The following is a 24,924-nucleotide window of genomic DNA, read 5'->3' as shown; positions in this document are numbered from 1 at the left end:
TCGCCTTCAGTCGACGATGAACAGCCTGGCACCGATCCGCGTATAGGACTGGTGCGGCTCGGCGTTGTCGCCCACCTGATAGCTCGTGCCGGGCGTCAGCACAAACTTCCGGCCATCCTCCAGCGTGGTTTCCAGCTCGCCGTCCAGGCAGAAGAGGATGTGCCCCTTCTGGCACCAGTGGTCCGCCAGATAGCCGGGGGAGTATTCGACCATCCGCACGCGGATCTGGTTTGGCTGCTCGCCAAAGAACCGCGTGCGCCAGTAGGCCATGCCGGTTTCGCCGGGATGCTCGATAGGCTCGACCTCGGCCCAGTTGGTGGTGCCGAATGCAAAGGCGTCCATCTTCATGCTGCTGTCTCCTGTCGTGCCCACGTTCCGGCCAGGACGTGCCGGCTCCCGGAGGCAATCCGGTGACTATACTGGATTGCACTTGGGGGACCACCACAGGAGACAAGGATGAAGGATGTAGCGTCAGGCGCCGCAGGGTTCATCGCGGCACGGGATTTTCTGCTGCAGCACCGCACGGACTACGATCTGGCCTACCGGGACTTCGCCTGGCCGGTGCTCGGCGTCTTCAACTGGGCGCTGGACTACTTCGACGTCATGGCCCGGGGCAATGACAATCCCGCGCTCAGGATCGTGGACAAGCCGGACGACGCCGGCACGTCGTGGTCCTTCAGTGAGATGTCTGAAAGGTCGTCGCGCACGGCCAACTACCTGCGCGCGTTGGGGGTGTCCCGGGGGGATCGGCTGCTGCTGATGCTGCCGAATCGGGTGGAGTTGTGGGACGTCATGCTGGCGGCGATGAAGCTCGGCGCCATCGTGCTGCCCGCCACGACGCAGTTGTCCGCCGACGATGTTCGTGAACGCATACAGGCGGGCGGAGCCCGGTTCGTTCTGGTGGATGGCGCTGAACTGGGCAAGTTCGACGGGGTGGACGCAAGCGTGACGCGCATCTCGGTCGGCGCCCCGGCGGGCGGGTGGCACGACATTGGCGATGCCCGTCAGGCGTCGCAGGCATTTGTGCCGGACGGGGTGACGCACGCGTCGGCCCCTTTCCTCCTGTATTTCACGTCGGGAACCACGTCGAAGCCGAAGCTCGTGGAGCACTCCCACCAGAGCTATCCGGTTGGCCACCTGTCAACGATGTACTGGATCGGCCTGCAGCCCGGCGACCTTCATTGGAATATCAGCTCGCCGGGCTGGGCCAAGCACGCCTGGAGCTGCATCTTCGCGCCGTGGAATGCCCAGGCTTGCGTCTTCATCTACAACTTCGCCCGTTTCGTTCCCCGTGACACGCTGGACGTGCTGGTGCGGTGCGGCGTGACGACGCTCTGCGCGCCGCCGACGGTATGGCGGATGCTCGTGCAGGAGCCATTGTCGTCCTATGACGTAAAGCTGCGCGAGGTCGTTGGCGCGGGAGAGCCGCTGAACCCCGAGGTCATCGAGCGCGTGCAAAACGCATGGGGCCTGACCATTCGCGATGGATACGGACAAACCGAGACGACCTGCCAGATCGGAAATCCTCCGGGGCAGCCGGTGGTGCCGGGCTCCATGGGGCGGCCACTGCCCGGCTACGGGGTCGAGCTGGTCGATACCGACGACCGGCCCGCTGAGGAAGGCGAGATTGTCCTGTCGCTGGCCAGCGGCCCGGTTGGACTGATGAGCGGCTACGCCAACAACGAGAAGGCCACGGCGGAAGCGATGCGCAACGGCTGGTATCACACGTCCGACATCGCCTTGCGGCGAGACGATGGCTACCTTGTCTACGTCGGCCGCACCGACGACGTGTTCAAGGCATCCGATTACCGGCTGAGCCCGTTCGAGCTGGAAAGCGTGCTGATCGAACACGAGGCGATTGGCGAGGCCGCCGTGGTGCCCAGCCCCGATCCGGTAAGGCTGTGTGTGCCGAAGGCCTACGTCACGGTTCGCCAGGGCTACACCGCCGGGCCCGAGCTGGCGCAAGCGGTTTTTCGCTTCTCAAGGGAAAAGCTGGCGCCTTACAAGCGGATCCGCCGATTGCAATTCAGCGAGCTGCCCAAAACGATATCGGGCAAGATCCGGCGGGTAGAACTCCGCCGCCGCGAGATGGAGCGCGAGGACCAGTCCTCGCGCATGCCGGACGAGTATTGGGAAGAAGATTTCCCTGACCTCCGCTGAGAACGGCGTTCCCCTGGGGCGGCTGCGGCCGCCTGGTCCGCGAAGGCGGTTGGCGCAGGACTACGCCAGCAGGTGCACCAGGGCCGCCGGCAGGCCGGCGTTGGCCTTCTGCGGCGGGCGCGCGAAGCTGCCTTCGCGGGCACCGCCGGCGCGAAGTGCCACCAGCGATTCGCAATGCCGCACGGCGCTGCTGACGCCGTCGACCACCGGCACCGGAATCCGGCCCTGGAGCGAGCGCGCCAGGCCCGCCAGCGGGGCGCCGGCCACGATGATCACGTCGGCGCCGTCCTCGCGCACGGCCTGCAGGCTCATCTCTTCCAGCCGGGCTGCATGGTCTTCCTGCACGCTGCCAATGTCACGCAGCGGCGACTGCAGCGACCGGATGCTGGCCAGCCGCGACGACAGTCCGTTCGCGGCCACGCATTCGCGATACCAGGCTTCAATGCGGTGCGAAATCGCGATGATCGAGAAGCGCTGTCCCAGCAGGCAGGCGCTGGCCAACGCGGCTTCGGTCATGCCGACGACCGGTACGTCGAACAGTTCCTTGAGCCCGGCCAGCCCGGGGTCGCCAAACGCGGCGACGATCAGGCCGTCGAAGCTCCCCGCGTGTTCGGCGGCGGCGCACGCCGTGGCGTAGCCGCCCACCAGCGCCTCGAAGCGCGTTTCGATATAGGCCACGCCGAAACTGGCCGTGGCCATCGTGATGCGCGTGTCCGCCGATGCGGTACGCCGGGCTTCGGCGTCGATCAGGTCGGTCACTGACGCGCTGATATTCGGATTGACGATCAGGAGGTTCATGGTATTCACAGTTCGGGTTGGCCCGCTTCCAGGAACTTGCCGCGTCCTGCGGCCGGCTCCAGGTACTCGCCGTTGTGCACGATCATCTCGCCGCGCGAGAACGTGGTCATCGGCCAGCCGGTGACTTCGATGCCTTCGTACGGCGTGTAGTCCACTGCGTGGTGCAGGTTGCTGTTGGCAATGCGCACCTTGCGCGCCGGGTCCCACAGCACGATGTCGGCATCGGCGCCTACGGCGATGGTTCCCTTGCGCGGATAGAGGCCGTAGATCTTGGCGGGCCGGTACGACGTCAGTTCGACGAACTGGTGCAGCGACAGCTTGCCGCGCTGCACGCCATCGAACAGCAGCGGCAGGCGGGTTTCGATACCGGGCACGCCGTTGGGGATATGGTCGAACGGCTGGGCCACGCCGCCCAGCTTCTTGCCTTCGGGGTCGTCGTAGTTGAATGGCGCGTGGTCCGACGAGAACACGCTGAACACGCCGTTGGCCAGCGCACGCCAGACGGCAGCCTGGTTTTCCGGGTCGCGCGGCGGCGGGCTGCAGATGCACTTGGCGCCTTCGTAGCCGTCGTCGCCGGGCAGGCCCATGTCTTCGGCGGTCAGGTACAGGTACTGCGGGCAGGTCTCGGCCAGGATCTTCAGGCCGCGGCCCTGCGCCCAGCGGATCTGCTCGATGGCTTCCTTGCCAGACACATGCACGATCAGGATCGGCACGTCGACCAGTTCGGCGAACGAGATCGCGCGGTGCGTGGCTTCGCGCTCGACCACGGCCGGGCGGGCCAGCCCGTGGAAGCGCGGCGCGATGCGGCCTTCGCCAGTCAGCTTGTCGGTCAGCCACGAGATGCAGTCGGCGCTCTCGGCGTGCACCATCACCAGGGCCTGGTTCTGGCGCGCGACGTCCAGTACTTCGAGCATCTCGCGGTCCGACAGCTTCAGGTCGTCGTAGGTCATGTAGACCTTGAACGAGCTGTAGCCCTGGCGGATGAGCGACGGCAGTTCGTCCTGCAGCACGGCCGGCGTGGGATCGGCCACGATCAGATGGAACGCGTAGTCGATCACGGCGCGACCGTCGGCGCGGCGATGATAGTCGGCCACGGCAGCCTTGAGCGAGGCGCCTTTTTCCTGCGCGGCGAACGGGATCACCGTAGTGGTGCCGCCGCACACGGCCGCGCGCGTGCCGGTGAAGAAGTCGTCGGCCATGCGCATGCCGTCGGGCATGGGCTGGTCCAGGTGGCAGTGGCCATCGACACCGCCGGGCAGGGCCAGCAGGCCCGTGGCGTCGACTTCCTGCCGTGCGGCGGGCAGGCCGTGGCCCAGCGCCACGATCTTGCCGCCGCGTACACCGATGTCGCAGCGAAAGCGGTCGGAAGCGGTGACCACGTCGGCATTGCGGATCACCAGGTCAAGATTGTTGTCTGCAGGCATGGTCATCAGTCTCCGATGCGTTACCGTTACGCGACTTCGCGGAACAGGCGGCCCCAGCCCTTCAGGGCGCTGGTGTCCACGCCCGCCAGCCGCAGCGACTTCCACACCACGGTGGAGATCGTGTCGTACAGCGGGATGCCGGTCTCGGCTTCCAGTTCCTCGGCCAGGTGCGCGGCGTGCAGGTTGGTGCAGAACGTGGTGATGGCCTGCACGTTCTGGCCGGCCAGCTCGCGCACCATCTTGCGGATGGTGTCTGCCTCCACCTCGGCGAAGCTGTAGTTCACATGCAGGTCCAAGTGACGCTCCGCCGAGGCATCGAAGCCGCTGCGCTGGTAGTTGGCGATGATGCGCTGCTGCACGTCGTCCAGGTAAGGCGTGGCCAGGCCGAAGCGGCGCGCGCCGGTCTTCTCCAGAATCTCGTTCAACGCCAGCACCGAGGTGGTGGCCGGGATGCCGGTGGCCTCGGTGATCTGCTTGCACAGTGCTTGGTCGCGGTCGAAACCGAGCCAGCCCGACGACGTGCCGTTCCACGCGATCACATCCACGCGGGCGTCGGCCAGCAGGCGCGCTGCGCCCAGGATCTTCTCCAGGTCGAACTGCCCCAGCGCCTGGTCGCGCAGCGAAATCTCGGTGACCGTGAAGCGCGAGAAATGCGCGCTGACGTTGGGCAGGCCGCTGACCATCGCGCTGGTAATGGGCTCCAGCGCGGTGTTGGAAGAGGGCGTCAGCATGCCAAGGCGAATCTGCTTGCTCATGGTTAATTCTCGGGAGTATTCGGGCACCGTCTGAACGCGATGCCTCGGGTTTCGATATGGGTCTTGCGGTTCGGGTTGCCGCTGGAGGCGGGACCCCTCCAGCCGGCGATGGTCAGACCGGGATCTTCTTTTCGTAGTCGATGGCCGTGGACGCCAGCAGCAGGCCAACGCCGGCAGCCGCGAAGAACATCAGGGCCAGGAAGTAGGAACCGGTGTACTGCACGATCATGCCGACGATGATCGGCACGCTGATGCCGCCGATATTGCCGCCCAGGTTCATCACGCCGCCCAGGAAGCCGATCTTGTTGCGGGTGCCCAGGATCGACGGGATGCACCAGAACAGGCCGCACCAGCGCAGGAAGAACAGCGTGGACGAGAGCAGCGCCACGACCACCACGGCGTTGGTCACGTAGGCCACCGAGAAGATCGAGACCGTGGCCACCACGGCGGCAATGCCGAACAGCGTGCGCATGACCACGTTGGGCCGGCCGCCGGCTTCCTTCCACTTGTCGGCAATCCAGCCGCCGATCAGTTCGCCGACGAAGCCGGAGAAGAAGATGATGAAGCTGGCGCCGCCCATGGCCTTGATGTCGAAGCCATGCACCTTGTTCAGGTAGTTCGGCATCCAGGTCAGCAGGCCGTAGAAGACGGTGTTGAAGCACATCCAGCCAATGGCCATGCACCAGACCGAGCGGTACTTGAAGAAGTCGAGCGAGCGGCCCGACAGGTTGGCCGGCTCGGCGCGGTGTTCGGTGGCGTGGGCTTCTTCCAGGTAGCTGGCTTCCAGTTCATTGACGCCGGCGTGTTCGCGCGGTGAATTGCGGATGTACCACCAGGCCACGGCACCGGCGATGACAGTGCCGACGCCGGCCACCACGAAGGCCAGGCGCCACGAACCAAGCGCGGAAATCAGCCACGTGATGATGATCGCGCCGAGCGCCGCGCCCAGCGGGGCGCCACCATCGAGCAGCGTGGCGCCGCGGCCGCGTTCGTTCTGGGTCATCCAGATGGCGTTGAGCTTGCCTCCTGCCGGATAGATCGGCGCTTCGGCGGCGCCCAGTCCCAGGCGGGTCAGCAATAAGGCCGTGGTGGTGGTGCAGACAGCGGCCAGGGCCTGGAATGCCCCCCAGAACACGGTGGCGCAGGCAATCACGATGCGCGGCTTGTACTTGTCGGCCAGCATGCCACCCGGCACCTGCATCAGCGCATAGGTCCAGAAGAACGCGCTCAGGACCATGCCCTGCATGGTGGGGCTCAGGTCGAATTCCTTGGCAATCAGCGGCATCGCCACCGACAGCGACGCGCGGTCGATGTAGTTGATGGCGATGAGGAACAGCATCATCAGGAAGATCTTCCAGCGGACGCTGCTGCGCGGGGCCGTCATTGTGGCGGCCTGGCTTGTGGTTGACATGGCGGGGGTCTCCTTGCTCCTTGGGTGCTGCGTTTTCGAGGCGTTTCTGTTTGGGTGTCGCGCAACTGAAAGCGAGTATAGGATACGTAATCTGTAATTACAACGCTGCTAAGTTGTTGATTTATATCGTCATAGGGTAAGCACCAATCTGGGTGTGCTAATCTTCGGACTGGTGCAGATTCCCTATTCTGGTGACGTTCGTGACACAAGTGCTTCCTAAAACCGCCCGCCTCCGCACACTGGGCATGTCGGCCGAAATTGCGGCGCGGCTGCGCACGATGATCCAGGAGGGCGAGTTGCCGCCCGGCGTGCGCATCGACGAGAAAGCGTTCTGCGATGCGTTCGACGTATCGAAGACGCCGTTGCGCGAGGCGCTCAAGGTGCTGGTGGCCGAAGGGCTGGTGCTGCATCGCCAGTACATCGGCTATCGCGTGGCCCCGCTCGACCTCGACGAACTGCGCGCCACCTTCGAGACGCTGCACGGGCTGGAGGCCCACGCCGGCGACCTGGCCGCGCAGCGCATCAACGACGCGGCGCTGGCCAAGATCGAACGCAAGCATCAGGCCATGATCGACGCGCACGATTCGGGCCGTCGCACCGACTACTTCCGCATCAATCAGGAAATCCACCAACTCATCGTCGACAGCGCCGACAACGCCGTGCTGTCGGGCATCTATGCCACGCTGATGAGCAAGGTGCATCGCGCGCGCGGCGCGGCGAATGCCGACCTGATGCGCTGGCAGGAGTCGCACGAGGAACACGAGGCCATCATGACCGCGCTGCACGAACCGGGGCGTCCGCGCCTGGCAAACATCCTGCGCGAGCATTCCGAAAACACGGCCCGCGAGGTGCTGCGCGTGGTGGAGCTGACGCTGGCGGAGTCCGGCGAGCCGGCCGCCCGCGTGGCCAACGCGCGGCGCGGGCGCTGACGCTTCGGCGGCCAACCGCTCAGCCGCGCCGGCACACGGCGGCTGCCTTGTGGATGGCCTTGCGGATGCGCGGGAAGGTGCCACAGCGGCAGGCGATGTCACGCATCGCCATATCGATCTGCAGGTCTGTCGGCACCGCGCAGCGGGCGAGCAGCGCTGCAGCGGCAATGAGCTGCGCGCTCTGGCAGTAGCCGCACTGCACCACATCGAATTCGATCCACGCCGCACGCAGCGCCTGCGCGACCGGGCCCTGCAGGCCTTCGATTGTCGTAATGCGCGCACCGCGCAGATCCTTCAGCAGTAACTGGCAAGCGGGCGTGGCACGGTTGTCGAGCAACACCGTGCAGGCGCCGCACACGCCGATGCCGCACCCGAACTTGGTGCCGGTCAGGCGCTGCTCGCAGCGCAGTGCCCAGAGCAGCGGCGTGTCGGCTGCGGACTTCAGGTCTACGGTCTTGCCGTTGAGACGGACTGACACCATGGGTCGTTGCCCTCCGGTACGGCAGGCGGCGGCTGCAGCGGCAGCCTGCGGTGGCGCTGCCCGGTCAGCGCAAACAAGGCGTTGGCCACGGCGGGCGCGATGGGCGGGGTCGCGGTTTCTCCCACGCCTTCTGGCGCTGCGTCGCTGTCCAGCACATACGTCTCGATGACAGGGCAGGTCTGCATGTCGACGAGCGGAAACTCATTGAAGTAGTGCTGCTGCACCTGCCCGTTGCGCAGCGTGATGGCCTGCTGCAGCGCGGCCGACAGGCCGAACACGATGCCACTTTCCATTTGCTGCTCCACCAGGTTCGGATTGATGGCGCGGCCGCAATCCACCACGCAGACAACCCGCGTCACGCGGAAGCCATGCTCGCCCGGGGCACCCTCCGTCTTCACCTCTGCTACCTCGGCCACCTGCGCCACGACGCTGCCGAACGATTCATGCATCGCCATGCCGCGTGCGAACGTCACGCCAGCGCGATCCTTCCATTGCGCTGGCCCGCGCCATGCCGCACGCTCGCGCAGCGTCTCCAGCACCCGCACATGGCGCCGGTGCGCCGGCTGCCTGAGCAGTTCCAGCCGGAACGCCAGGGGATCCTTGCCCGCCGCAGCCGCCATCTCGTCGAGAAAGCACTCGACAAAGAACGCCTGGTGCGAATGGCCCACAGACCGCCAGTAGCCGACAGGCACGGGCAGCTCCACCCGATGGTGGTGCACCAGCATGTTCGGGCATTCGTAAGGCTGGTCGAACGCACCTTCGGCCATGGTGGCGTCGGGCAGCAGCCGGGTCAGGAAGCGTGGCTTGCCGAACGCGCGCGGCAGCGCCTGTTCGGCGATCGACTGGCTGGCGGAGACGCTTTCCCACGCCACAAGCCGGCCGTCGGCGTCCAGCGCGCCACGGCAAACGGCCATGCAGGCGGGGCGGTAGAAATCGTGCGTCATGTCCTGCAGGCGCGACCAGATGGTCTGCACCGGGTTGGGCGACGCGTGCCGTGCGATGGCGGCGGCCTGCACGATGAAGTCGATTTCGAGCCGTCGCCCGAAGGCGCCGCCCAGCAGTTGCTGGTGGATCTGGACGTCATCGGCACGCAGGCCCAGCATGCTTGCCACCGCCTTGCGCGCGGCCATCGGCACCTGCGTGGACACCCACACCTGGGCCTTGCGCCCGTCCACCTGCACCGTGCAGTTGACGGGTTCCAGCGCACCGTGCGCCAGGTAGGGCACCTCGTAGCGCATTTCCAGCATCTTGCCGCGCTTGAGCGCCGCTTCGGCGTCGCCGGTGCGGTAGAACGCATGGCCGCCGTCGCGGGTTTCCAGCGCGCGGGTCAGCGCCGCGCGCACGTCATCGCTGTTCAGGTCGGCGGCAGCCCCATGATCCCAATCGACGGGCAACTCGCACAGCGCGCGCATGGCGATGAACGGATTCTCGGCAATCACCGCCACGCCGCCCGTGCCGCCATGGTAGGCGTCGACCGGATAGAACCCCTTCACCCCGATCTTGTGCGTCACCTTGTTCGCGTCGAACTTGCGCAGGGTGCCGCCTAGTGTCGGGCACATCATCACGCTCGCGTAGAGCAGGTTGTCGGGCAGCGCGTCGATGCCGAAGCGCGCGGTGCCATTGAGCTTGGCAGTGGCTTCGATGCGGCCCAGGCGCTTGCCGATCAGCGTGAATGACTTCGGGTCCTTGAGCGTGGGGTGTCCGAGGTGCGGCAGATCGCGCGCCTCGGCAGCCAGTTCACCAAAGCTGGCCGAGCGTCCCGATTTCGCATGGAACACGCGCCCGGACCGGGCCTGGCATTGTTCCAGCGGCACGTCCCAGCGGCGCGCTGCCGCGCTGCACAGCATCGCGCGCGCGGAGGCGCCGGCTTCGCGCATCGGCTGCCAAAGGTCCACGATGCTGGTGGAGCCGCCCGTCACCATCGACCCCAGCAGGCGGGCGCTGCGTCGCGCCAGATATTCGCTGATATGGGCTAGCGCGCCGTCATCGTCGGGGCGAAACGGCAGACCGCGCGGCAGGTTCTCGTGATTGACGTACAGGGGTTCGATAGCGGACTGCTCGACGCGCACCTGCGACCAGTCGGCGTCGAGTTCCTCGGCCAGCAGCATGGCGGCGCCGGTATGCACGCCTTGGCCCATCTCGGCCTTGCTCATGACGACGGTCACCCGGTTGTCGGCGCCGATCACGACCCAGCCGTTGAGGCGCGCGTCGCCGGTGGTGGCGGGCGGCGGCAGGTCGGCGTCGAGACGGTCCTCGGGCCGCACCAATGTCCATCCCACCACCAGCGCGCCCGCCGCCGCACCGCCGAGTAGAAAGGTTCTACGAGTCAGCATGACATGGCCCCTGGTCGCCCTGGTCGCAATCGCAAGCGTGCAAGCGCGTCAGCGCGCGAGCCCGATTCTCTTGCTGCTGCGATCACCTATATTAGTCAATGTCGCTCGCCATCGCGAGGCGGCGCTGGCACGCCTAGGCCTAAAGGCCAAGGGATGCCCGGCAGAAATAAATGCGATGGAATACGGATTGAAATCCGATGGAAGCGCGCGCCCGGGAAACTGTGGGCACGCCGCCGGTTGTCCGGGGGAGGTACGCGATGCCTGTGGAAGCCATGCATGCCTGGGTGCTGCGATTGTCGACCCCATGGAAACAGGCGTTGCTGCGGCACGGGCTGGACCTGACCACGGTTCGATCGGCCGACGACACCGCCGCCATCCTCGAACATCCCCTGCAAATCGACTGGTCGGACCCGCGCGTGGCCGAGCTGAGCCGCGCCACGCTGCGCGCCGTGGAGCCTGGCGATCCCGCGCGCAGCCTGCTCTATCACATGCTGGCGCTGGCGGAGTGCCCGGCGCTGGATCCGGGTATCGAACTGGCCGACCTGGACCTGCTGGAAAACTACATCCATGCCCGCGCGCCGCTGCCGGATGACTGGGCATCGCTCGATATCGCGGTGCTAGCCTGCCAGTACCGGCCGGCCCGCCGCACCGGCCATCAGCAGCATGCCGACATGGTGTTCTCGCGGCTGGGCATCGCGCGCAATGGCGACACCGAATCGAGCTACGACCCCCGCACGCGCAGCCACGTGCCGACCGTCACGAATCACCCCGAGCATGTACGCGTGCTGCCCGCGCACTACGCGGCGTATCTGGTGCGCAGGACACGTGGTGCCGACGCGCTGAGCCTGGTGGAAGGCGAGCGCGAGGGCGACGAGACGCGCGAATTCCTGGTGCCCGTACGCAAGCTGTTTGCCAGCGGCTGCGTACCCGGGCAGGACCTGACGCTGGAGTTCGGCCACCATCATGTTGGCGACAAGCTGCGGCGTGCCGTGCAGGCACGCTGGGGCGTGACGCCGGAGCCCAAGGCCGTGCTGGCCGATCCGCCGTATTCGCAGTCGTGGCGCGTTCCGGTGGGCGCGCAGAACCCTGCACCGGTGCCGGGCTCCACGGCGCCGCCGATCGCGCTGGTGCAAAAGGGCGATGCCGTATGGCTGATGCCGGGCGCGCTGCCGCTGATCGAGCCCTTGACACGCGAGAATTTCAACATACGGGGGTTCCGTGTGTCGCCGCAATGGCGCGTGCTGCCGGTGGTCAACCGGCGCTTCACCACCCAGCGCATTTTCTCGGACCTGTTCAAGCTGTTCCTGGAAGGCATCAACGCGTTGCGCGAGCGGTATATCCCGCATTTCGCGCCGGCGTTCCTGCGCTATCCGGAGCCACGCAATGCGCCCGAGTACATCAATATCCGGCATCGCTGGCACGACGCCGGGGCCACCTATCGCGACATGTGCACGGAGCCCCCGGACCGTGAGCGTTTCCTGGATGACGTGAAACAGGGCGGCTATCACGCCCAGATGTTCCTGGACCACTGCGCGGAAGGGGCGGTCAGCGTGCGCGTGGCGCAATGGCCAGACTGGCACGTGTTTCCGGCCTATTCCGTGGTGGCCGCGCCGGATTTCTACCCCTACGCCGACCAGGCGGAATTGCAGCGCTGGTTCCGCGAGCAGAAGATCGATCCGAAGTCGCAGTTTCGCAGCGGATCGCCGCTCTCGCTCAGCGCGGAGCGACTGGCGGCCAATCCCATGCATCTGGACCCGTTCAGCGCGGCACGCGCGTTTCCGCCCGACGAGACGACCCTGCCGGTGTCGTTCAGCCTGGCGCCACGCGGGCAGGCACCCGACGCCGACGGCGCGCACGTGCCGCGCATGGTGTCCTTCCTGTCCGATGCCTCGTCCAGCGTGTTCGCGCCGGGCTGGGACGTGACCTATGCCGGGGGATGGGGCGGCATCTACCTGGCCACGTTCGGGCTGGGTAGCCCGTTTGCGGAGGACATAAAGCTGTGTGCGGCGTCGAACAGCTTCTGGCCGGCGCTGAGCCCCGACGCGTCGCGCACGTTTCATCGCGCCGATGCGCCCACCGCGCTGCCGATGCTCGACGATGAGCTGGGCTATCACCCGTCGCACCCGCTGGCGAACGGCGCGGCAACACGGCCCGGCTGGGATGGCGAGTACGGCCCGTACCTGACCCCAGCGGGCGAGGTCGACTATGCCGACATCCAGCGTTCGGACTACGTGGCCAATGCGTTGGGCGGGAAGATGCTGTTCGGCGCGTTCGAGCATGTCGATGCCGCCGAGCTGATCCGGCGGATTGGCGCGCTGCGGCACGCGGTGGCGGCCTGCGACAACGGGCAGGTGCCGTCGCACACGCGGCTGTGGCTGGTGTCGGCGCGCAGGCTGGACGGCGCGCCCGAAGCCGCCCTGCCTGCCGCCCCGGATGGTGCGCCGGAGATCGTCTATCGCTTCGTGTTCGTGCTTCCCGCAGATGCCAGCGCCGTGCCTCGCCAGCATGAGCCTGGGCGGCTGCGCGTGCCCTATGCCGAGGCGCTGCAGTGCGATGCCACGCCGGCGGGCCTGATCGGCGCGGTGCGACGCCGCCCGCCAGGGCCGAACGCACTGGCGTTGTACTGATCGATCATGCGTGCCCGTGGCGTACTGGTGGTCGGCGATGGTCCCGCAGGATGCGCAGCGGCCATTGCGGTGGCCAGGGCAGGCTGCGCGGTGACGATGGTGGGCAGCGGCCGTACCCGTGCGGTGCCCGAATGCGCGTCGGTGGCGGCGCTACGGCTACTGGACGCGATCGCGCCTGCGTTCGCTAACCGGTCCGACATATGGCTCGATCTCGCAGGGCGCGATACCAGTGGCCACATACCCGGGGGCCGTGCCGTGGATCGCGCCGGGCTCGATCGCGGTCTGCGTGAGGCTGCGGTGCGTGCCGGGGTCGACTACCGGACCATGCCGGCGGCCATGCTGCGGCCACGTGTCGCTGGCCATCGCGTGGAAGGCGTGGAGGGCTCCGAACACGGCTTTGCAGCGGGCGCACACATGGTGATCGACGCCTCCGGTGTCAACGGCTGGCTGCGCCGCAGCCTGGGACTGGCGGAGGTCATCGACTCGCGGCCATGGTGGCTGCAGCGCGGCTATGGCGCGCTGGACGCCGGGCAGGCCAGCGAACCCGGTACGCAGTTCGCCATCGGCCCCCACGGATGGCTGTGGCGGTGCGCCACCGCGCAGGGCTGCATCTGGACGGCGCTATGCAGCACGCGCGACACCAGCGTGGCATGGCCCGTCGGCGTGCGGCCCGTGGGCAGAATCTGGCGCGAATGCCGCCGCTGGCGGCACCTGCAGCAAGCGGCGGGTGTGGGCTACTTCGTTTGCGGCGATGCGGCTGGCTACCTAGATCCGGCGACGGGCGATGGTCTGCGCTTTGCGCTGGAGTCGGGTGCCCGGGCCGGTGCGCTGGCCGCCGGCGTGGTGCGCTGCCCGCAGCGGAGCAGCCTGGCAGCGGCGCTATACGCGGACTGGGTCCTGCAGACCTACCAGGCCAGCCGTGCCGCGTTGACCGGCGTGTACGCACGCGCGAACCTGCCCGTGCGATAACGGCCGGCCCCGGGGGTGTCTCGTTCGCCGCATGGGGCTTCGGTCCCATTGCCCACCCCTGTCCCATGCACTACAAAACCAGAACCCGCCACGCGGGTGCCGTGTGTCGACGCAATCGGCACGGACAACAACGACATGGCAACAAGGGGGCAGCAGATGAATCCGAACAAGGCGCTGTGGGAAAAGGGCGACTTCACGCGGCTGGCGGCGACCATGCGCGAGAGTGGCGACGAACTGGTGGAGAGACTGCACGTCACGCCGGGCATGAAGGTGCTGGATCTGGGTTGCGGTGACGGCACCACCGCGCTGCCGGAAGCGAAGCGTGGGGCCGATGTCCTGGGCGTCGACATCGCCAGCAACCTGGTGGCCGCGGGCAACCGGCGCGCGCAGGAGGCAGGGCTCAAGAACCTGCGTTTCCAGGAGGGCGACGCCTGCGCGCTGACCGATCTGCCGGACCACACCTTCGATCTGGTCGTCAGCATGTTCGGCGCCATGTTCGCGCCCAAGCCGGCGGAGGTGGCCAGCGAGATGGTGCGCGTGGCCAAGCCGGGTGGGCGGATCGTGATGGGCAACTGGATTCCGAACGATCCGACGCTGGTCGCCCAGGTGCTGAAAATCAGCATGTCCTATTCACCGCCGCCACCGGAGGGCTTTATCAGTCCCATGCTGTGGGGCCACGAAGTCATCGTCACCGAGCGTTTCGGCGCGGCAGGCGTGCCGCCGGAGAACATCGGCTTCGACCGGGACACCTATGTCTTCCGGTTCGCCGGCAAGCCATCGGACTTGCTGACGACCTTCCGCGACTACTACGGCCCGACCATGAACGCGTTCGCGGCCGCCGAGGCCAACGGCAAGCGCGACGACCTGCAGCGCGAACTCGACGCGCTGTTCAACGCGCAGAACCAGAGCGGCAAGCCCGACGTCACCGAGATTCCTGCAACGTACCTGCGCGTGACGGTGATGACGCCGCCGTAATGCGCGCGCGCGGGTGGCGGTCGGCGCACGCGCGCGTAAATACTGCGCATGCATGTCAGCCGCAAGGCTCGTAAATGACAGTTGCAAAACGGAACACTTTGTCAGGTGCCTCGACGCTACAGTGGGCTTTCCCGAGTCTGTAGGCTTTTCTGGAGGTACACGAATGAAGCAACATCTGGCGAAATCCCTGTTGATGACTGGCGCACTGATCGCGTCGTACCCGCTGCTCGCGCAGCAGGTGGCCCCAGTCCAGCAGGCCCAGCCGATGCCCGCCACCCAGGCCGCTCCTGTCGCCCCTGCCGCGCCCACCGGTTACGCCGCACCGGGCGCTCCCGCCGGCTACGCCGCGCCCGCCACCGCTGCCGCGCCGGTCGACGTCGCACAGCAGCAGCCGGCGGCCAATCCCTATGCGCAGGGTTCGATGGAATCCGTGCAGATGGGCGTGCCGCCCGCGCCGGGCGCCGCGACGATGGCACCGGCGCCCATGGCGGCCGATCCCGCCAGCATGAGCCTGCCGCCCGATGCCCTTGGCAGTCGCCTGGGCCGACGCAATATCTACCTCGACGGCGCCTGATCTGACGACGTCCCGATGCCGTCGCTGGATTCCGTCATTGCCGGCGCCCCGTGCGCCTGTGCATGCGCCGCACAAATGCTGTGCGGCGCATGGCGTTGAACAGGTCACCCGTGCAAACCTAGACTGGCGCCTCATTTCGTTGAGGAGCCTGTCATGACCCTGAACCTGTTGCGTTGCTTCCGCCTGGCCACCGTGAGCCTGTCGCTTGCGGCCTCTGCCGGCGGCGCTGTCCACGCGGCGCAAGACAATCCGCACCCGGGCATCCGCGCGATGCTGGGTGCTACGCCCGTCGATCATCTCGATCCCCGCACCACGGCGTTGGTCATCATCGACTTCCAGAGGGAGTATTTCTCCGGCCGGATGCCGATTCCCGACGGCCAGCGCGCCATGGACAACGCGCAGCAGCTGCTGGCGTTTGCCGATCGGCACCGCATCCCCGTTTTTCAGGTCCAGCATGTCGCGCCGGCCGGCGCTGCCGTCTTTGCCATCGATGGCGAGATAGTGGCCTTCCAGCCGGGCATGGTGCCGCGCCAGCACGACGTGGTGCTTCGCAAGGCAACCGTGAGCGTGTTTGCCAGCACGGACCTGGACCAGCGGCTCAAGGCGATGGGCGTGAAAACCATCGTGGTGGCAGGGCTGATGACGCATGCCTGCGTGGCCGGTGCCGCCCGCGATGCGGTGCCGCTCGGGCTTCACGTTGTGGTAGCATCCGACGCCTCGGCGACGCGCGCCATCACGCGCGCCGATGGCCGCACGATCGGCAAGGATGCGCTGCACGAAGCCGCGCTTGCGGAGATCGAGGACACCTTCGGCGATGTGATGACCACGACGGCCATCACGCATCTGCCGCTGCGCTGACACTGTCTTGAAACGCCCCGCCGGGGCGTTTCTGCTTTTGGGGGACGGCATTTCCATGGACCAGTTGCTTGCCATGCGCGTCTTTCGCGCCATTGTCGAAGCCAGGGGCTTCTCGGCGGCGGCGGAGCGGCTCGACCTGTCCCACTCCACGGTGTCGCGGCAGCTCAAGCAGCTCGAAGCCAGCATGGGTGTGCAACTGCTGAACCGCAATACGCGCCGTTTTGCGTTGACCGACGCCGGCGAGCGCTACTACCGCCACTGCACCGACATCCTGGCACGCATCGACGCCATGAACGCGGCGATGACGGGGGAGGGCGCGCAGTTGTCCGGGCTGCTGCGCGTGACGGTGCCGCTGGCCATCGGTACGCTCGAACTGCAGGATTGGCTGCCTGCGTTCCGCGCCCGCTATCCCGAGATGCGGCTCGAAGTGTCGTGCAGCGATCAGTTTGTCGACCTGGTGGCCGAGCGCTTCGATGTGGCGCTGCGCATCAGCAGCGCGCCGCTGGCCGACAGCAGCCTGATGGCGAAGCGGCTGGCCGGTTCCGATACCGTTCTCGTGGCCGCACCCGCCTACCTGGCCACGCATGGCCTGCCGGTCAACGCCAGCGATCTGGCCCACCACCAGTTGCTGGCGTTCACGGCGGCGCCCGTTACCTGGCAACTGACCGATGAGAAGGGTCACACCGAGCGCGTTGCCGCGCGGGGTGCGCTGGCTGCCGATGCGATCACCGCGCTGTATGCGGCGGCGCTGGCCGGCGCGGGCATCGCCGCGTTCACCGAGCGCACGGCACGCAGCGAACTGGCACGCGGCGGCCTGGTGCGTGTGCTGCCGCAGTATCACGCAGGCACCAGCCATTACTACGCGCTCTATCCGCACACCCGGCACCAGAACCCCAGGGCGCGCGCCTTCATCGATTTCATGGCGGATCACTACGGATCTGAGCCGGGGTTGTGATGCGCGAAGCGCTTCGGTTCGCGCTTCCGTCGTTTGGGACAGGCGTGGTGCATCGGTCCGGTGCATGCGCGCGTTGGATGCCGAGGCGCGTTTGAAAAACCTGCCCGGTGCGCCTTCAGCGCCTACAGTAGTGAAAGTCCCGGCGCCGGAAGCGGCGTGGGCACGGTCTTTGCGCGATATGGCCAGAGTAGGCCCACCACCATCATGCAAGAGCTTGCCTTTCGCACCCTGCTGTATCGGTACTTCTTTTTCGACTGGATGTTCAAGGACGCGAGCCGGGGCGACCTGATCGCGCGCACGGCGGCCTGGCGTTTCAACCAGTCCCGCGCGCACTGGCTGCTGACCTATATGCGGCGGTGGTTGTGGTGCGGGGTCTTGCTGTACGGGTTGGGCGGTGCCGTCGAGGTGCTGATGCGCGCGCCGGCGCTGTCCGCCTGCTTCTATGTGCCGGGCGCGCTCAGCGTGCCGGTCAATATCGTCATCGGCGTGATGTGGCTTGGCCTCAAGGCGTGTCCGGGGCCGGTGCGCACGTCTTCGCGCTGACTGTTTCAGGCTTGCAACGACCTGGGCCGGAATCGCGCCGGTAACGGGCGGCCGCTGCCCGCCAGCCTGCGTGGTGCGGCCAGTGGCTCGCTCCTTGCATGGACGCGAAGTTGCTCACACTCCCCGGTGTGTCGCCTGCAAGGTGCACGCGTCCACGTTCCAGATCATCAGGCCGGTGCGCCCGCGCGCACCTGTCGGGTCACGCTCCGAAGCCATGAGCCGCCGTCGGCATGCTGACGACGCTGTCCCATCTTGTCGGAGATTTGCCATGACCCGATACATCGTGCTCGCAAGCTTTACAGACCAGGGCATACGCTCTGTCAAGGACACCACCAAACGCGCCGCAGCCGTGCGCGAAATCGCGCCGCAATTCGGCGTGAAGGTGACCGATGTGTTCTGGACACTTGGAAAATATGACGTGATCCTGACGCTGGAAGCGCAGGACGACGCATCTGTGACCGCCTTTGGCCTGTCCATCGGCGCACAGGGAAACGTTCACACGCAGACACTGCGCGCCTTTACCGAAGACGAGATGAAGACGATTGTCGGCAAGATGCGCTGAACGGCGCTTGCCACGCCGCCGCCGCGTCACGCCTGCGAGCGGATCGACTTGCGCGGCGGCCCCGATGCCTGGCTGGCGTCGCCCTCGTCGCCGGTGCCGAGCGTACGCGCGGGCGGTGCCGACACCCCCGTCAGGTCTTGTCCCGCCAACAGCGACGGCGCAACCGCTTGCATCGCACGCGCGCCTTCGCTTTCAGCCGCCCACGCGGCGATTCCAGCCGCCAGCACGGCTGCCACACTCAGGATTGCTACCCAGCTGACCTGCTTCATGATGCGCTCCTTGGTATTTAACTGCGACTCGTTGAGTCGTAGTAATGCTAGGTGGGAAGGGCGACGTGTGCAAGCGGCCGCGCGAATTCCCTGACATCTCGTCGGGTCATTGTGAAAAACACCTTGCAGGTTTAAAACTACGACTCGTAGAATCGTAGTTAGCCAGGCGACGGGCAGACGGCAGGCGCCGTAGCCGTCGGATTGGCGACCGAACGCCGTGGAACCGAAAAGGGCTTGACCCAGGAGTCTGAAGATGTCGAAACGAATTCTTGTGATTGGCGCTGGCTTTGCTGGCATGTGGAGTGCACTGGCCGCAGCCCGCCTGCTTGACCAGGTGGGTCGTACCGATGTGGAGATCGCGCTGGTCGCCCCTGCGCCGGAGCTGCATGTGCGGCCGCGCCTCTACGAGCAGAACCCCAATGGCATGAAGGCGCCGCTGCAGGAGATCTTCAAGGCCGTTGGCGTGCGGTTTGTCCAGGGTGTGGTGGAGCGCATCGATGTCGAAGGCCGGCAGGTGCACGTGCAGGGCGTGGGTGCCGACGCGAATGTGGCGTCGCGCCAGACCCTTGATTACGACCGCCTGGTGCTGGCAGCTGGCAGCCGGTTGTTCCGCCCGCAGATTCCGGGGCTTGATGCGCACGCATTTAACGTCGACCAGATTGCCGACGCGGCGCAGCTGGAAGCGCATATCGCGGCGCTGGCGCAGCGCCCGGCCAGCGCGGCGCGCAACACGGTAGTGGTGGCGGGCGGTGGCTTTACCGGCATCGAGACCGCTGCCGAAATGCCGGCGCGGCTGCGTGAAGTGTTCGGTGACAGTGCCGACGTGCGCGTGATCGTGGTGGAGCGCAACAGCGATATCGGCCCGGATCTGGGCGCGGGCCCGCGCCCCGTCATCACCCAGGCGCTGCGCGAACTCGGTGTGACGTGGAAGCTCGGCTCGGGCGTGGCTGCGGTGGACGCGGAGGGCGTCACGCTGGAAAGCGGCGAGCGCATCGACGCCGCCACGGTCGTCTGGACGGCCGGTGCACGCGCCAGCGCGCTGACCGCCCAGATCCCCGCCGAACGCGACAGCTTTGGCCGCCTGCACGTGGACAGCCATCTGCGCGTCAAGGGCGTCGATACTGTCTACGCCACCGGCGATGTCGCCTATGCCGCGGTGGATGACGCCGGCAATTTCGCCATGATGTCGTGCCAGCACGCGATGAACCTGGGCCGTTCGGCCGGCCACAACGTGGCGGCCGACCTGCTGGGCCAGGCGCAGATTCCGTACAGCCAGCCGAAGTACGTCACCTGCCTGGACCTGGGCCCGTGGGGCGCGGTCTATACCGAGGGCTGGGACCGTCAGGTCAAGCTGGTCGGCGCGGAAGCCAAGGCGCTGAAGACGAAGATCAACACCGAGTGGATCTATCCGCCCAGCGCGAACCGTGCCGAGGCGCTGGCGTCTGCAGACCCGCTGCGCATCGTCGTGGCATAGGTCTACGGACAGGGCGTGGCGCCGCGCGCGCCACGCCATCAAGGAAGGGAAAAAAGAAGGGCGATCATGACGATCGCCCTTTCTGCCGTGGGTTTTGCCGTGTGCTGCCGTTGGCGTTCAGCCGCGCTTGCGGCCCTTCGCCGGCGCAGGGTCTTCCTTGTCGCCACGGCGGTTGGCCGCGCGGTCGGTGAGCCAATGCACCACTTGGGGTCCGAAGTTGGCGGGCGCCTTGTCGACCGTACGCTGTGCCAGATCGGCCAGGGTCTGCTGCTTGAGTTCGGTTCGCATGGCCCGCTCGGCCGTCTGCATCACGGCGTGGATCGAACACACGCCGCGCGTGGCCCAGGCCGGTGGCGCATCCTCGAACACCGCGCAGCGGCTGCGGATCTCGCGGCAGTCGAACAGCGACTTGTCGCCGTCGATCGCCACGACCACGTCATGCACCGAGATCCGCTCGGCCGGCCGCGCCAGCCGGAAACCGCCCCGGATGCCTTCGGTGGCCACCACGAGTTCGGCCCTGGCCAGCTTGGTGAACAGCTTGGCGACGTAGTCGACGGGAATGCCCTGCAGCTCGGCCAAGTCGCGGACGCTGGCCTCTTCAACGGCGGCATGGGAGCGGCTCAGGTAGAGCAGGCAGTGCAGGCCGTACTCGACCCCGGTGCTGATAAACGACATGGTCAATTCGCCCGATGAGTCTTAACTCGGATATGTTGGATCGCAGTTGAGAGCCTATACAAATCCGCGCCGGTCTGCAAGGTGGGGCCGTGACGCCCGTGTCCCTTGCGCGCCGATGTGACGTGCCAGCGCTAGGCGTTTACCCCCGCAACGCCAACGGCACCGTGTAAGAACCGGGTAAGGGGCGCGCATTACCTTGTCACCATGCCATGCAGAAGACACCCGCCGGGTGCATGCGAACAGATGTGGCAAGACGTGCAGCAGCGATGCGCAGGAGACAAGGATGCAAGAGGATCTGATCGAGAAACTGAAGGCCAGCCGGCAGTATCAGGAGCTGGTGCGTCGGCGCGGCCGGCTGGGCTGGCTGCTGACGGCCGTGATGCTGGTGGTCTACTACGGCTACGTGCTACTGATTGCCTTCGACAAGGAACTGCTGGCAACGCGCGTGGGCCAGGGCGTGATGACCTGGGGCATGCCCATCGGCCTGTTCGTGATTCTCTTTACCGTCGTGATTACCGGGCTGTACGTGCGCCATGCCAACCGCGTCTATGACGATCTGACCGACCGCATCAAGCAGGAGGTGGCATGATGACCCGTCACGCACTCGGCACCGCCGCCATCGGCGCGGCACTGCTGCTGTCCGTCAACGCCTTTGCGGCTGGCGGCGATCTGGGCCAGGCCGTGAAGCAGGCCACCAACTGGACGGCCATCGGCATGTTCGTGGTGTTCGTCATCGGCACGCTGTTCATCACCAAGTGGGCAGCCAAGAAAACCAAGTCCGCGGCCACGTTTTACACCGGCGGCGGCATCACCGGTTTCCAGAATGGCCTGGCGATTGCCGGCGACTTCATGTCGGCGGCGTCGTTCCTGGGTATTTCCGCGGCGGTCTACACCAACGGCTATGACGGCCTGATCTATTCGATCGGCTTCCTGGTCGGCTGGCCGATCATCACGTTCCTGCTGGCCGAACGGCTGCGCAACCTGGGCCGCTTCACCTTTGCCGACGTGGCCGCGTACCGCTTCAAGCAGGGGCCGATCCGCGCCTTCGCGGCGTCGGGCACGCTGGTGGTGGTGGCCTTCTACCTGATCGCCCAGATGGTGGGGGCAGGGCAGTTGATCAAGCTGCTGTTCGGTCTGGAATACTGGGTGGCCGTGGTCATCGTCGGCGCGCTGATGATGATCTACGTGCTGTTCGGTGGCATGACCGCCACCACGTGGGTGCAGATCATCAAGGCCTGCCTGCTGCTGGGCGGCGCGACGTTCATGGCCTTCATGGTGCTGGCACAGTATCACTTCAGCCCCGAGCAGCTGTTTGCCAAGGCCGTGGAAGTGCATGCGAAGAAGGACTCGATCATGAGCCCGGGCAACTTCATCAAGGACCCGATCTCGGCCATCTCGTTCGGCATCGCGCTGATGTTCGGCACCGCCGGGCTGCCGCACATCCTGATGCGCTTCTTCACCGTGCCGAACGCCAAGGAAGCCCGCAAGTCGGTGTTCTGGGCCACCACATGGATCGGCTACTTCTACATCCTCACGTTCATCATCGGCTTTGGCGCGATCGTGCTGGTCAGCACCAACGCCAGCTTCCAGGATGGCAGCGGCAAGCTGCTGGGTGGCGTGAACATGGCCGCCGTTCACCTGGCCAGCGCCGTCGGTGGCAACGTGTTCCTGGGCTTTATCTCGGCCGTGGCATTCGCGACGATCCTGGCCGTGGTGGCGGGCCTGACGCTGGCCGGTGCATCGGCGGTGTCGCACGACCTGTACCAGACGGTGTTCAAGCACGGCAAGGCCACCAGCGCCGAGGAACTGCGCGTGTCGAAGATCACGACGATCGTGCTGGGGTTCGTCGCCGTGGTGCTGGGTATCGTGTTCGAGAAGCAGAACATCGCATTCATGGTGTCGCTGGCGTTCGCCGTGGCGGCGTCGGCCAACTTCCCGGTGCTGTTCCTGTCGGTGCTCTGGAAGGGCTGCACCACGCGCGGTGCCATGGTGGGCGGCTTCCTGGGGCTGTTGTCAGCCGTGGTGCTGACGGTGCTGTCGCAGGCGGTGTGGGTGGACGTGTTCCACTTCAAGAACGCGCCGTTCCCCTATACGTCGCCGGCGCTGTTCTCGATGACGATCGGCTTCTTCGGCATCTGGCTGTTCTCGGTGACCGACAAGTCGCGGCGTTCCCTGCTGGACAAGGCCGGCTTCGAGGCGCAGGAGCTGCGCTCCGAGACAGGCATCGGCGCAGGCGAGGCCACCGCGCACTGAGATTTGCGCAATAAAAAACGGCCCCTTGATTCGCAAGGGGCCGTTTTTCTTTGGGCCGGCCGTCACGGCGCCTTCAGGCCGACGGCTGCGGTGTGCTCGAAAAGCCCATGCGCTTGTGCGATCCGTCGCAGAAAGGCTTGGTGTCGGAGTGGCCGCATCGGCACAGCCAGACCTGTTCGCCTTCAAACACGAAGGCCGCGCCGGCCGGGGTCACGATCCTGACTGGCCCCTTGATGCGCAAGGGGCCGTTGTCCTGCACGGTGACGGTGACAAGGGAGGTGTCGTCCATGTCGCCCTCCAGGTGAAATGCCCGGGCCCAGTCGACGTGGGCGGGCCCGATTCCCCTGGTCACTCTACTCCGTTCGGCGGCAGGCGGCGGGCCGCTCAGGCCTTGGCGACGACCTGGACCTGCAGCGCTTCGCCACCGGCGGCGACGGCCAGCAGGCGGTCCACGTTCGGGTGGGCGCCCGGGCGGTTGCGTGCATCGGCGGTGTGTTCCGCAAAGACGGCCAGGCCATGCTCGGCAGCCTGGGCATCGAGCTTGCCGAACGCCTGCTGCAGGTAGTGGTACACGGCCAGCGAACCCTGCTTGCCCTGCACGTTCTCGATGCTGGCGACCACGGTGCCCTTGGCATCGACCAGATCGATGCGGGCGATGCCGTCGATGGCGGGCAGTTGGGCGAGGTTGTCCTTGAATACCGGGCTAGGCTGGATCATGAAAGGGCTCCGTTGGGGTCTCTGGAATGCAAAAACGGACGGTGCCGTAATGGCGACCGTCCGTTCCTGTTTGTGCGTTGGTAGGCTCGATTGGACTCGAACCAACGACCCCCACCATGTCAAGGTGGTGCTCTAACCAGCTGAGCTACGAGCCTAGCGAAGGCGCGAATTCTATAGACGACTTTCGCAAAGCGCAAGCATTTATTTTGCGACACGTGTTCAAAGCATCAGCGTCTGGGCCACCAGTGCTGCGGCGGCGGCACTCGACATGCTGACGGCCAGCCAGCATCCCAGCAGAAGGGCGCCGCTTGCGATGCGTTGACGGGGTTTCATGATCGTGTTCTCCCGGGATCTGTGCTGGCGTTTGCCAATCAGTACTCGATCACCGGCGCATGCACCGGGGCAATCGACGGGTGCGCGGTCTGCGTGCGCTGGGCGGCCTTGTGCACCATCGTGTAGGCGTAGTCGATGCCCATGCCGTAGGCGCCCGAGTGTTCCTTCGCCAGGCCCGTCACGGCGTCGTACGTTTCCTTGTTCTTCCAGTCGCGCTGCCATTCCAGCAGCACCTGCTGCCACGTCACCGGCACCACGCCGGCCTGGATCATGCGCTGCATGGCGTAGTCGTGCGCTTCCTTGGTGGTGCCGCCCGAGGCGTCGGCCACCATGTAGATCTCGTAGTCGCCTTCCAGCATGGCGCTCAGGGCGAACGTCGTATTGCAGACCTCGGTCCACAAGCCGGCCACGACGATCTTCTTGCGACCGTTGGCGGCCAGCGCGTCGCGCACCTTCTGGTCGTCCCACGAGTTCATCGAGGTGCGTTCGAGCGTCTCCTTGCCCGGGAAGACGTCGAGCAGTTCGGGGTAGGTGTAGCCGGAGAACGATTCGCTTTCCACGGTGGTGATGGTGGTCGGCACGTCGAAGATCTTGGCTGCCTTGGCCAGGCCCACGGCGTTGTTCTTCATGGTCTGGCGGTCCATCGACTGCACGCCGAAGGCCATCTGGGGCTGGTGGTCGATGAAGATCAGCTGGCTGTTGCGCGGGGTCAGGACTTGCAGTTTGGCGTTCGACATGGTGTGCTCCGGAATGAAAGATGATTCAATAAGTTTGAGGTTTTATCGGGCGGCGCTGGCTTCGCTTCGTTCGTTTCGCTGCGTTGCTGCGCTGTCCATGTGCAGAACTATA

At 66.3% G+C, this 24,924-nt stretch carries 25 protein-coding genes and 1 tRNA gene; 13 read left to right on the top strand and 13 right to left on the bottom strand.

Features of this window, described 5'->3' with window-relative positions:
• Window positions 1-6: 6 nt before the first annotated feature.
• Window positions 7-348: a DHCW motif cupin fold protein gene (locus CYJ10_RS09450; RefSeq protein ID WP_101681244.1), complete on the bottom strand. Its 342-nt coding sequence runs from the start codon at window positions 346-348 to the stop codon at window positions 7-9.
• A gap of 108 nt (window positions 349-456) precedes the next feature.
• On the opposite strand from CYJ10_RS09450, the gene CYJ10_RS09445 reads away from it, so the two are divergent.
• Window positions 457-2,160 carry an AMP-binding protein gene (locus CYJ10_RS09445; protein WP_101681243.1) on the top strand — a complete coding sequence of 568 codons (1,704 nt, stop codon included), beginning with the start codon at window positions 457-459 and terminating at the stop codon, window positions 2,158-2,160.
• A gap of 60 nt (window positions 2,161-2,220) precedes the next feature.
• Here the strand turns inward: CYJ10_RS09445 and CYJ10_RS09440 are convergent, their stop codons facing one another.
• From CYJ10_RS09440 to CYJ10_RS09425, 4 genes are all read right to left on the bottom strand, one after another.
• Window positions 2,221-2,958 (bottom strand): aspartate/glutamate racemase family protein, encoded by a 738-nt coding sequence (locus tag CYJ10_RS09440; RefSeq protein WP_101681534.1) that lies wholly within the window; start codon window positions 2,956-2,958, stop codon window positions 2,221-2,223.
• A 5-nt stretch (window positions 2,959-2,963) separates the two neighbouring features.
• A complete protein-coding gene (gene hydA / locus CYJ10_RS09435; protein ID WP_101681533.1) occupies window positions 2,964-4,382 on the bottom strand; it encodes a dihydropyrimidinase in 1,419 nt (472 codons plus the stop codon).
• A 26-nt stretch (window positions 4,383-4,408) separates the two neighbouring features.
• Window positions 4,409-5,137: a maleate cis-trans isomerase family protein gene (locus CYJ10_RS09430; protein WP_101681242.1), complete on the bottom strand. Its 729-nt coding sequence runs from the start codon at window positions 5,135-5,137 to the stop codon at window positions 4,409-4,411.
• Window positions 5,138-5,249: 112 nt separating this feature from the next.
• Window positions 5,250-6,548, bottom strand: a complete 1,299-nt coding sequence (locus CYJ10_RS09425; RefSeq protein WP_101681241.1) for an MFS transporter — start codon at window positions 6,546-6,548, stop codon at window positions 5,250-5,252.
• A gap of 245 nt (window positions 6,549-6,793) precedes the next feature.
• Here CYJ10_RS09425 and CYJ10_RS09420 point away from each other — a divergent pair, with 245 nt between their 5' ends.
• On the top strand, window positions 6,794-7,477 hold the full coding sequence (locus CYJ10_RS09420; RefSeq protein WP_257993204.1) for a GntR family transcriptional regulator: 684 nt from the start codon (window positions 6,794-6,796) through the stop codon (window positions 7,475-7,477).
• 19 nt (window positions 7,478-7,496) lie between these two features.
• Here CYJ10_RS09420 and CYJ10_RS09415 read toward each other — a convergent pair whose 3' ends face one another.
• A complete protein-coding gene (locus CYJ10_RS09415; RefSeq protein ID WP_101681239.1) occupies window positions 7,497-7,958 on the bottom strand; it encodes a (2Fe-2S)-binding protein in 462 nt (153 codons plus the stop codon).
• Complete coding sequence (locus CYJ10_RS09410; RefSeq protein ID WP_101681238.1) at window positions 7,925-10,291, bottom strand: xanthine dehydrogenase family protein molybdopterin-binding subunit; 2,367 nt, start codon at window positions 10,289-10,291, stop codon at window positions 7,925-7,927. Before CYJ10_RS09410 ends, CYJ10_RS09415 begins: the two co-directional genes overlap by 34 nt.
• Before the next feature lie 257 nt (window positions 10,292-10,548).
• On the opposite strand from CYJ10_RS09410, the gene CYJ10_RS09405 reads away from it, so the two are divergent.
• The 8 genes from CYJ10_RS09405 (at window position 10,549) to CYJ10_RS09370 (ending at window position 18,354) form a co-directional block, all read left to right on the top strand.
• Window positions 10,549-12,918: a hypothetical protein gene (locus CYJ10_RS09405; protein ID WP_146002003.1), complete on the top strand. Its 2,370-nt coding sequence runs from the start codon at window positions 10,549-10,551 to the stop codon at window positions 12,916-12,918.
• A 6-nt stretch (window positions 12,919-12,924) separates the two neighbouring features.
• On the top strand, window positions 12,925-13,887 hold the full coding sequence (locus CYJ10_RS09400) for an NAD(P)/FAD-dependent oxidoreductase (RefSeq protein WP_101681236.1): 963 nt from the start codon (window positions 12,925-12,927) through the stop codon (window positions 13,885-13,887).
• Window positions 13,888-14,022: 135 nt separating this feature from the next.
• On the top strand, window positions 14,023-14,862 hold the full coding sequence (locus CYJ10_RS09395) for a class I SAM-dependent methyltransferase (protein WP_219621434.1): 840 nt from the start codon (window positions 14,023-14,025) through the stop codon (window positions 14,860-14,862).
• 163 nt (window positions 14,863-15,025) lie between these two features.
• Window positions 15,026-15,436, top strand: a complete 411-nt coding sequence (locus CYJ10_RS09390) for a hypothetical protein (protein ID WP_101681234.1) — start codon at window positions 15,026-15,028, stop codon at window positions 15,434-15,436.
• Window positions 15,437-15,589: 153 nt separating this feature from the next.
• Complete coding sequence (locus CYJ10_RS09385; RefSeq protein WP_101681233.1) at window positions 15,590-16,294, top strand: cysteine hydrolase family protein; 705 nt, start codon at window positions 15,590-15,592, stop codon at window positions 16,292-16,294.
• 55 nt (window positions 16,295-16,349) lie between these two features.
• Window positions 16,350-17,249, top strand: coding sequence for a LysR family transcriptional regulator (locus tag CYJ10_RS09380; RefSeq protein ID WP_101681232.1), 900 nt, complete (start codon window positions 16,350-16,352; stop codon window positions 17,247-17,249).
• Between the two features lie 204 nt (window positions 17,250-17,453).
• Window positions 17,454-17,792, top strand: a complete 339-nt coding sequence (locus CYJ10_RS09375) for a hypothetical protein (RefSeq protein ID WP_101681231.1) — start codon at window positions 17,454-17,456, stop codon at window positions 17,790-17,792.
• Between the two features lie 268 nt (window positions 17,793-18,060).
• Window positions 18,061-18,354 carry a GYD domain-containing protein gene (locus tag CYJ10_RS09370; protein ID WP_101681230.1) on the top strand — a complete coding sequence of 98 codons (294 nt, stop codon included), beginning with the start codon at window positions 18,061-18,063 and terminating at the stop codon, window positions 18,352-18,354.
• Between the two features lie 26 nt (window positions 18,355-18,380).
• Here CYJ10_RS09370 and CYJ10_RS09365 read toward each other — a convergent pair whose 3' ends face one another.
• The gene (locus CYJ10_RS09365) at window positions 18,381-18,623 is read right to left on the bottom strand and encodes a hypothetical protein (protein ID WP_101681229.1); all 243 of its coding nucleotides are present in this window, start codon (window positions 18,621-18,623) and stop codon (window positions 18,381-18,383) included.
• A 253-nt stretch (window positions 18,624-18,876) separates the two neighbouring features.
• On the opposite strand from CYJ10_RS09365, the gene CYJ10_RS09360 reads away from it, so the two are divergent.
• Window positions 18,877-20,097 carry an NAD(P)/FAD-dependent oxidoreductase gene (locus CYJ10_RS09360; protein WP_101681228.1) on the top strand — a complete coding sequence of 407 codons (1,221 nt, stop codon included), beginning with the start codon at window positions 18,877-18,879 and terminating at the stop codon, window positions 20,095-20,097.
• A gap of 117 nt (window positions 20,098-20,214) precedes the next feature.
• Here CYJ10_RS09360 and CYJ10_RS09355 read toward each other — a convergent pair whose 3' ends face one another.
• Window positions 20,215-20,772 (bottom strand): RrF2 family transcriptional regulator, encoded by a 558-nt coding sequence (locus tag CYJ10_RS09355; protein ID WP_101681227.1) that lies wholly within the window; start codon window positions 20,770-20,772, stop codon window positions 20,215-20,217.
• A gap of 283 nt (window positions 20,773-21,055) precedes the next feature.
• Here CYJ10_RS09355 and CYJ10_RS09350 point away from each other — a divergent pair, with 283 nt between their 5' ends.
• Complete coding sequence (locus CYJ10_RS09350; protein WP_101681226.1) at window positions 21,056-21,361, top strand: DUF485 domain-containing protein; 306 nt, start codon at window positions 21,056-21,058, stop codon at window positions 21,359-21,361.
• Window positions 21,361-23,025: a cation acetate symporter gene (locus tag CYJ10_RS09345; protein ID WP_374703253.1), complete on the top strand. Its 1,665-nt coding sequence runs from the start codon at window positions 21,361-21,363 to the stop codon at window positions 23,023-23,025. Before CYJ10_RS09350 ends, CYJ10_RS09345 begins: the two co-directional genes overlap by 1 nt.
• Before the next feature lie 73 nt (window positions 23,026-23,098).
• Here the strand turns inward: CYJ10_RS09345 and CYJ10_RS09340 are convergent, their stop codons facing one another.
• The 4 genes from CYJ10_RS09340 to CYJ10_RS09325 form a co-directional block, all read right to left on the bottom strand.
• A complete protein-coding gene (locus CYJ10_RS09340) occupies window positions 23,099-23,314 on the bottom strand; it encodes a CDGSH iron-sulfur domain-containing protein (RefSeq protein WP_101681224.1) in 216 nt (71 codons plus the stop codon).
• Window positions 23,315-23,409: 95 nt separating this feature from the next.
• The gene (locus CYJ10_RS09335) at window positions 23,410-23,742 is read right to left on the bottom strand and encodes a DUF2322 family protein (protein ID WP_101681223.1); all 333 of its coding nucleotides are present in this window, start codon (window positions 23,740-23,742) and stop codon (window positions 23,410-23,412) included.
• Between the two features lie 78 nt (window positions 23,743-23,820).
• Window positions 23,821-23,897 (bottom strand) — tRNA-Val (locus CYJ10_RS09330).
• A 216-nt stretch (window positions 23,898-24,113) separates the two neighbouring features.
• Window positions 24,114-24,812, bottom strand: coding sequence for a hydrolase (locus CYJ10_RS09325; RefSeq protein WP_101681222.1), 699 nt, complete (start codon window positions 24,810-24,812; stop codon window positions 24,114-24,116).
• Between the last annotated feature and the right edge of the window lie 112 nt (window positions 24,813-24,924).

Source organism: Cupriavidus pauculus (assembly GCF_002858765.1).
Lineage (GTDB): Bacteria > Pseudomonadota > Gammaproteobacteria > Burkholderiales > Burkholderiaceae > Cupriavidus > Cupriavidus pauculus_B.
This window is presented reverse-complemented; position numbering and strand designations above follow the sequence as displayed.